Here is an 8139-nt window from a genome sequence, read left to right on the forward strand (position 1 = left end):
TATCACTTGATCATCGGGAGAATCAGGCCGTTGCGCTTGGCCGTTTCGATGGCGCTGTCGTAGCCGGCATCGGCATGGCGCATCACGCCCGAGCCGCTGTCGTTGACCAGCACGCGCGCCAGGCGCTTCGCCGCGGCGTCGCTGCCGTCGGCCACGATCACCACGCCGGAATGCTGGGAATAGCCCATGCCCACGCCGCCGCCATGGTGCAGCGAGACCCAGGTGGCGCCGCCGGCCGTGTTCAGCAGGGCGTTCAGCAGCGGCCAGTCGGACACCGCGTCGGTGCCGTCGCGCATGGCTTCGGTTTCGCGGTTCGGGCTGGCCACCGAGCCGGTGTCGAGGTGGTCGCGGCCGATCACGATCGGCGCTTTCAGCTCGCCCGTGCGCACCATCTCGTTGAAGGCCAGGCCGGCCAGGTGGCGTTCGCCCAGTCCCAGCCAGCAGATGCGCGCCGGCAGGCCCTGGAAAGCGATCCTGCTGCGCGCCATGTCGAGCCAGCGGTGCACCCGCGCGTGCTGCGGGAACAGCTCCTTGATTTTCTCGTCGGTTTTATGGATGTCTTCCGGGTCGCCCGACAGCGCCACCCAGCGGAACGGGCCGCGGCCTTCGCAGAACTGCGGACGAATGTAGGCCGGAACAAAACCCGGGAAGTCGAACGCGTTCGCCACGCCCTCGTCCTTGGCCACCTGGCGGATGTTGTTGCCGTAGTCGACGGCGTAGGACCCCATGGCCTTGAAGTCGAGGATGGCGCGCACATGCACGGCGCAGGAAGCCGCCGCCGCGCTCCTGAGGCGCGCATGCTGGGCCGGGTCCTGCTGGGCGGCCTTCCACTCCTCGACGGTCCAGCCGGCAGGCAGGTAACCGTTGATCAGGTCGTGGGCCGAGGTCTGGTCGGTGACCAGGTCGGGCACCAGGCCGCCGGCTTGCGCGCGGCGCACCAGTTCCGGCAGCACGTCGGCGGCATTGCCGAGCAGGCCGATGGAGACGGCTTCGCGTTTTGCGGTATGTTCCTTCACCATCGCCAGCGCTTCGTCGATGCTATTGGCCTGCTTGTCGAGGTAGCGGGTGCGCAGGCGGAAGTCGATGCTGCTCTGCTGGCACTCGACGTTGAGCGAGACCGCGCCGGCGAAGGTGGCGGCCAGCGGCTGGGCGCCGCCCATGCCACCGAGGCCGGCGGTGAGGATCCAGCGTCCGGCCATGTCGCCACCGAAGTGCTGGCGGCCGGCTTCGGCGAAGGTCTCGTAGGTGCCCTGCACGATGCCCTGGGTGCCGATGTAGATCCAGCTGCCGGCGGTCATCTGGCCGTACATGAACAGGCCCTTGCGATCCAGCTCGTTGAAGTGGTCCCAGTTGGCCCATTTCGGTACCAGGTTCGAGTTCGCCAGCAGCACGCGCGGCGCGTCGGCATGGGTGCGGAACACGCCGACCGGCTTGCCGGACTGGATGAGCAGGGTCTGGTCGTCCTCGAGTTCGCGCAGCGAAGCCAGGATCTGGTCGTAGCATGCCCAGTCGCGGGCGGCGCGGCCGATGCCGCCATAGACCACCAGTGCCTGCGGGTTTTCCGCCACCTCGGCGTCGAGATTATTCTGGAGCATGCGGTAGGCGGCTTCGGTGAGCCAGCTCTTGCAGGACAGTTCGCTGCCGCGCGGGGCGCGGATCACGCGGGAAGGATCGAAGCGGGGATCGATGGGCATCGGTGGGTTCATGGCGGCTCCTGGTTGGAATCTGCGATGAGTCTAGGTTGTCTATACAACCAAGTCAATCCATTTATTCGATGGCCTGGATGCCTTTGTGGGGTGGGCGGGTTTGCTACCCACGCATCCACTGTTCGGACGCGTGGGCAGGAAACCTGCCCACCCTACGGTGATCTCAGCTCGCTCCGCTCCTCACTTCTTGAACACCTGCCTGCCGCCGACCCAGGTTTCCAGCACGCCGGTCTTGAAGATGTCATAGGTCGGGATGCGGAACAGGTCGCGGTCGATCACGATGAAATCGGCCTGCTTGCCCGCTTCCAGCGAACCCAGGCTGTTTTCCTGGTGGCCGGCGTAGGCCGCATCCAGCGTGAAGCAGCGGAAGGCTTCCTTGAGCGACATCGCCTGGTTCGGATACCAGCCCGCCACCGGCTGGCCGGCATGGTCCATGCGGGTGACAGCGGCGTGGATGCCGAAGAACGGATTCGGCGACTCCACCGGGAAGTCGGAACCGCAGGCGATGCGCGAGCCCTGGTGCAGGAAGCTGCGCCAGGCGTAGGCGCCCTTGATGCGTTCCGGGCCGACCCGGGTCTCGGCCATGTTCTTGTCCGAGGTGGCGTGGGTCGGCTGCATCGAGGGGATGATGCCGAGGCGCTGGAAGCGCGGGATGTCCTGCGCCGCCACCACCTGGGCGTGCTCGATGCGGTGGCGCTGGGCCTCGCTCTTCGTCGCTTTGAGTTCCTTCCGGTAGATGTCGAGGATCTGCTTGTTGCCGGCGTCGCCGATCGCGTGCACGTTGACCTGGTAGCCCTTGCGCATGGCCTTGGTCATCATCGCGTCCATCTGCGCGCTCTTGAAGAACAGCAGGCCGTGCGAATGCGGCTCGTCGCTGTAGGGCTTGATCAGCGCGGCGCCGCGGCTGCCCAGCGCGCCGTCCGAATACAGCTTCACGGCGCGCAGCGCGTACATGCCGTCGCCGTAGTCGCGCAGCGGACCATTTTTTGCCAGCTGGTCAAAATCCGCGCCGGTGCCACCGATCATGGCGTAGATGCGCGCGCTGAGTTTCTTCTTGTCCGCATAATCGCGGTACAGGCGGTCTTCCTGCACGCCGACGCCGGCGTCGTGCACGGCGGTCAGGCCGACGCGCGCCATTTCCCCCAGCGCGCGGTCGAGCATGACGCGGCCTTCGGCCTCGGTCTGGGCCGGCATCACCCTGGTCACCAGTTCCTGCGCCGCGTCGACCAGCACGCCGGTGGCTTCGCCGTTCGCATCGCGCATGATCTTGCCGCCGGCCGGATCGGGAGTCGCCTTCGTGATGCCGGCCAGCGCCAGCGTGCGGCTGTTGGCCCAGCCGGCATGGCCGTCCACGCGTTCCAGCCACACGGGGCGGTCGGCGACGATGGCATCGAGTTCGGCGGCGGTCGGGAAGCGGCCCAGTTTCCAGTTCTCCTGGTTCCAGCCGCGCCCGCGAATCCAGGCGTGACCCGCATTCGCCTTGGCATACGCGGCGATCGCCCCGGTCGCCGCCGCCAGCGAGGTGGTAGCGGACAGGTCGAGCTGGGTCAGTTGCTGGCCGAGGCCGAACACGTGGCCGTGGGCGTCGATCAGGCCGGGCAGCACGGTGCGTCCGCCCATGTCGACCTGGCGCGCATTCTTCGCCTTCGCCGCCACCTCGGCCTGGGTGCCGACGGCCGTGATGCGTCCGCGCTCGTCGAAGGCCAGTGCGCTGAACTGCACCAGTTCTCCCTTGCCGTTCAGGGTGTAGCCGTTGGCATTCGTGATGATGGTATCGGCATGCGCTGGCGCGAACACACCGAGGACGCCGAGGCCGGCGAGGACGATCAGGGAAGACAGGGGGGACGGGCGCGCGCGCATGCTGTTGGATTCTCCGTTGGGTTGGGCGATCCGCGCCTCGCAGGCGCGGCACGGAGAGTGTATAGAAATTCAAGGAAGGGGCATAGCGGCGCCTGCGGCTGCGGCTTCGCGCTCGAGCAGCGTGCGCTTGCGCGCGATCCCCCAGCGGTAGCCGGACAGCGCCCCGTCGGTGCGTACCACCCGGTGGCAGGGAATCGCCACCGCCACCGGATTGGCGGCGCAGGCGCCCGCCACCGCGCGCGCCGCGGCCGGCATGCCGAGGCGCTCGGCCAGTTCGCGGTAGCTGACCGTGGCCCCGGCCGGCACTGCGCGCAGCGCTTCCCATACCCGCTGCTGGAAGGCGGTGCCGCGCACGTCGAGCGGCAGTCCGAGCCCGAGGCGGGGCGCCTCGACGAAGCCCACCACCTGGGCCACCGTCTGCTCGAACGCCGGCTCCGCGCCCACCAGCTCGGCGCGCGGAAAGCGCCGCTGCAGGTCGTGCAGCAGCGGTTCCGGCTCGTCGCCGATCAGGATCGCGCAGATCCCCTTGCCGGTGCTGGCCACCAGGATCGCGCCGAGCGAACAGCCGGCCAGCGCGAAGCGGATGGTCTCGCCCTGGCCGCCGGCGCGGTAGCGGCCCGGCGTCATGCCGAGCGCGCCGGTAGTGGCCGCATAGAAGCGCGCGCTGGAACCGAAGCCGGCCTCGTACAGCGCCTCGGTCACGCTGGGCGCTGCGGCCAGGCCCTGGCGCAGGCGCGCCGCGCGCCGCGCCTGCGCATAGGCTTTCGGCGTGATCCCGGTATGTGCCTTGAACAGGCGGTGGAAGTGGAAGCGGCTCAGTCCTGCCGCCTGCGCCAGGCTGTCCAGGCCGGGGGCGCCGTCCCCGGCGTCGACCTGCGCGTCGATCAGGCGGCAGGCGCGCGCCACGGCCGCGGCCTGGCGCTCGGCCAGCGGCGGCTGCGCCGGCTGGCAGCGCAGGCAGGCGCGAAAGCCCGCCGCCTCGGCCGCCGCCGGGCTGGCGTGGAACGCGACGTTCGCGCGCCGCGCCGGGCGCGAGGGACAGGAGGGCCGGCAATACACCCCGGTGCTGCGCACCGAGTAGCAGAACTGGCCGTCGGCGGCCCGGTCGCGGCGCTGCACCGCGGCCCAGCGCGCCTCGTCGGTATCGAACAGTGTGGTCATGGCAGTCGTGAAAAATGGGAAGTACGGCCAGCCTAGCCGCGCGCCGGGCCGGCGTCACTCCGGGTCTTGCTTTCGAATCACCGTCAGGGCGCGGTGCTAGAATCCGGTGTCGCGGCATGTCGCCGCGCCATGCCTTCCCGGAGAGTAGTTTGGAAGAACCGAACGCGCAAGACAGCACGCCCATTTTCCAGCGCATCAAGGATTACCTGGCCGGCGAAATCGCGTCCGGACGCTGGAAGGAAGGCGAGCTGGTGCCGTCCGAGCAGGCCCTGGTGCGCCAGTTCGGCGTCTCGCGCATGACCGTCAACCGCGCCGTGCGCGAGCTGACCGCGGAGCAGGTGCTGGTGCGGCGCCAGGGGGCCGGCACCTATGTGGCGCCGCAGAAGTACCAGGCGACCCTGGTCGAGATCCGCAACATCGCCGACGAGATCCGCGCGCGCGGGCGCGCCCACCGCAGCCAGCTGCGCCTGCTGCGCGAAGAAACCGCCAGCGAAGAACTGGCCAGCGCCTTCGAGCTGGCGCCGGGCGCGCCGCTGTACCACTCGGTGATCGTGCACTTCGAGAACGAGGCCCCGGTCCAGGTGGAAGACCGCTGGGTCAATCCGGCCTGCGCCCCGTACTACCTGGAGCAGGACTTCGGCGCCATCACGCCGAACGAGCACCTGATGGCGGCCGCGCCGCTGCAGGGGGCGACCTACGCCATCGAGGCCCAGCCGGCGCCGCCCGAGGTGGCCGCCATGCTGGCGATCGGCGCCGGCCAGGCCTGCCTGGTGCTGCGCCGCCGCACCACCTCGGGCGGACGGGTCGCTTCGGTGGCCACGATGTGGCATCCAGGCCACTTGGCGCGCTTTACCGGCAGTGTTTGAGCGGGCACCCGTTCAATATCTCCACCGGCAGGGAAAACTTCGCCATAATGGCTACCATCCCAATGCCCTGCCCCCGCATGAATCCACCTTTTCCACCCGTGCCGCGCCGCGTGCTGCTGCTCGACGACGACCGCTTCATGCTCGAGGTGCTGCGCGACATGTTCGATGCGCTGGACGCGGGCAGCGGGCCGTTCGAGATCCATGCCGAATCCGACGCCCGGCGCGCGCTGGCGATCCTGCCGCGGCATGCGCCCGAGCTCCTGATCTGCGACCTGTCCATGCCGGACATGGATGGCATCGAGTTCCTGCAGGCCGCGGCCAGGCAGGGTTTCCGCGGCCGGGTGGTCGTGGTGTCCGGCCTGGAAGACGGAGTGCGCCATGCCGCCACCGCGCTGGCGCGCGTGCTCGGGCTGCAGGTGGCGGGGGCCTTTCGCAAGCCGCTCGGGATCGAACAATTGCAGCTGGCAATGCGATGTTGAGATTTTGTACAAACCGGCCCACACTTTTTGAAAAAATGGGGTATTATTCGGCACATCCCCGCCTGACACCCCCTTGTCGTCCTTCCAGATTGAATTTGCACACAGTGCCTCCACCATTGTGTAGCAGCTGATTATTCAATGAGCAGGCACGGAAGCCGGCCGGGTTCACGCAGACCAGCCGTGGCCGCCAGGCGTACCTTGATCCTTACCTCTTTTGAGGAACATATGAGCGAAAACATTAAACACATCACCGATGCAAACTTCGATGCCGAAGTGCTCAAGTCCGAGCGCCCGGTCCTGGTCGACTTCTGGGCCGAGTGGTGCGGTCCGTGCAAGATGATTGCACCGATCCTGGAAGAAGTCGCCAAGCAGTACGAAGGCAAGCTGGTGGTGGCCAAGGTCGACGTCGATGCCAACCAGGCCGTGCCTGCCCAGTTCGGCATTCGCGGTATTCCGACGCTGATCCTGTTCAAGGATGGTGTGGCAGCGGCGCAAAAGGTCGGCGCCATGGCCAAGGGCCAGCTTGTTCAGTTTATCGACAGCAACATCTGATACTGATACCATAAGCGGCGGCAGCGCGCCCGCGTTGCCGTCATTGTCGGGAAACCTCGGCTCCGGTGTTTCCCAGCTTACATAAATCAACCTCGTAGTTCCCTCCCCTACCTTTACTTTCCCGTCACGGGACACCCACACAAACATGCATTTATCTGAACTGAAGGCAATGCACGTCTCCGCGCTGCTGGAGATGGCCATCGGCCTCGACATCGACAACGCAGCCCGCCTGCGCAAGCAGGAACTGATGTTCGCGATCCTGAAGAAGCGCGCCAAGCAGGGCGAACAGATCTTCGGCGACGGCGCCCTCGAAGTCCTGCCGGACGGCTTCGGCTTCCTGCGCTCGCCGGACGCCAGCTACATGGCCTCGACCGACGACATCTACATCTCGCCGTCGCAGATCCGCCGGTTCAACTTGCATACGGGTGACTCGATCGAAGGCGAAGTGCGTACGCCCAAGGACGGCGAGCGCTACTTCGCGCTGGTCAAGGTGGACAAGGTCAACGGCGAGTCGCCGGAAGCCTCGAAGCACCGCATCCTGTTCGAAAACCTGACCCCGCTGCACCCGAACGAGCCGCTGCGCCTCGAGCGCGACATGAACGGCGCCGAGAACATCACCGGCCGCATCGTCGACCTGATCTCGCCGATCGGCAAGGGCCAGCGCGGCCTGCTGGTCGCTTCGCCGAAGTCGGGCAAGTCGGTCATGCTGCAGCACATCGCCCACGCGATCACCGCGAATCACCCGGACGTGACCCTGATCGTGCTCCTGATCGACGAGCGTCCGGAAGAAGTGACCGAGATGCAGCGTTCGGTGCGTGGCGAAGTGGTCGCCTCTACTTTTGATGAACCGGCCACCCGCCACGTGCAGGTCGCCGAGATGGTGCTGGAAAAGGCCAAGCGCCTGGTCGAGATGAAGAAGGACGTCGTGATCCTGCTGGACTCGATCACCCGCCTGGCGCGCGCCTACAACACCGTGATCCCGGCCTCGGGCAAGGTGCTGACCGGTGGCGTGGATGCCAACGCCCTGCAGCGTCCGAAGCGCTTCTTCGGCGCGGCGCGTAACGTCGAGGAAGGCGGCTCGCTGACCATCGTCGCGACCGCCCTGATCGAGACCGGCTCTCGCATGGACGACGTCATCTACGAAGAATTCAAGGGCACCGGCAACATGGAAGTGCACCTCGAGCGCCGCCTGGCCGAGAAGCGCGTCTACCCGGCCATCAACCTGAACAAGTCGGGCACCCGCCGCGAGGAACTCTTGATCAAGCCGGACCAGTTGCAGAAAATCTGGATCCTGCGCAAGCTGCTGTACTCGATGGACGAGATCGAAGCGATGGAGTTCATCCTCGACAAGATGCGCGCAACCAAAAACAATGTCGAATTCTTTGACATGATGCGCCGCGGCGGCTAAACCGACGCAGCGTGTTGCGCGACAGAGGGCGGCCTGCGGGCCGCCTTTTTCTTTTGTACGCTAATGTGGATATAAAACAGTCGGAAGATGTCCGCCGACATAACCAA

The 8139-nt window shown here is 66.8% G+C and carries 7 protein-coding genes; 4 read left to right on the forward strand and 3 right to left on the reverse strand.

Annotated features, from left to right (window positions below; genetic code table 11):
- Positions 1–2: 2 nt before the first annotated feature.
- The 3 genes from hutU to ada form a co-directional block, all read right to left on the reverse strand.
- Entirely contained in the window at positions 3–1706 is a 1704-nt protein-coding gene (gene hutU / locus LCI23_RS11940; protein WP_224946687.1) for a urocanate hydratase, read from the reverse strand.
- Between the two features lie 180 nt (positions 1707–1886).
- Complete coding sequence (locus LCI23_RS11945; RefSeq protein ID WP_224946688.1) at positions 1887–3566, reverse strand: amidohydrolase; 1680 nt, start codon at positions 3564–3566, stop codon at positions 1887–1889.
- A gap of 69 nt (positions 3567–3635) precedes the next feature.
- Positions 3636–4727 (reverse strand): bifunctional DNA-binding transcriptional regulator/O6-methylguanine-DNA methyltransferase Ada, encoded by a 1092-nt coding sequence (gene ada, locus LCI23_RS11950; protein WP_224946689.1) that lies wholly within the window; start codon positions 4725–4727, stop codon positions 3636–3638.
- Between the two features lie 116 nt (positions 4728–4843).
- Here ada and hutC point away from each other — a divergent pair, with 116 nt between their 5' ends.
- From hutC to rho, 4 genes are all read left to right on the forward strand, one after another.
- Entirely contained in the window at positions 4844–5593 is a 750-nt protein-coding gene (hutC, locus tag LCI23_RS11955; RefSeq protein WP_224946690.1) for a histidine utilization repressor, read from the forward strand.
- A gap of 77 nt (positions 5594–5670) precedes the next feature.
- Positions 5671–6072: a response regulator gene (locus LCI23_RS11960; protein ID WP_224946691.1), complete on the forward strand. Its 402-nt coding sequence runs from the start codon at positions 5671–5673 to the stop codon at positions 6070–6072.
- Positions 6073–6297: 225 nt separating this feature from the next.
- Positions 6298–6624 carry a thioredoxin TrxA gene (gene trxA, locus LCI23_RS11965; protein ID WP_224946692.1) on the forward strand — a complete coding sequence of 109 codons (327 nt, stop codon included), beginning with the start codon at positions 6298–6300 and terminating at the stop codon, positions 6622–6624.
- Between the two features lie 145 nt (positions 6625–6769).
- Entirely contained in the window at positions 6770–8032 is a 1263-nt protein-coding gene (gene rho, locus LCI23_RS11970; protein ID WP_005665081.1) for a transcription termination factor Rho, read from the forward strand.
- Positions 8033–8139 lie beyond the last annotated feature (107 nt).

It is taken from the genome of Massilia sp. MS-15, assembly GCF_020176695.1.
In the GTDB taxonomy this organism is placed as follows: domain Bacteria; phylum Pseudomonadota; class Gammaproteobacteria; order Burkholderiales; family Burkholderiaceae_D; genus Telluria; species Telluria hydrophila.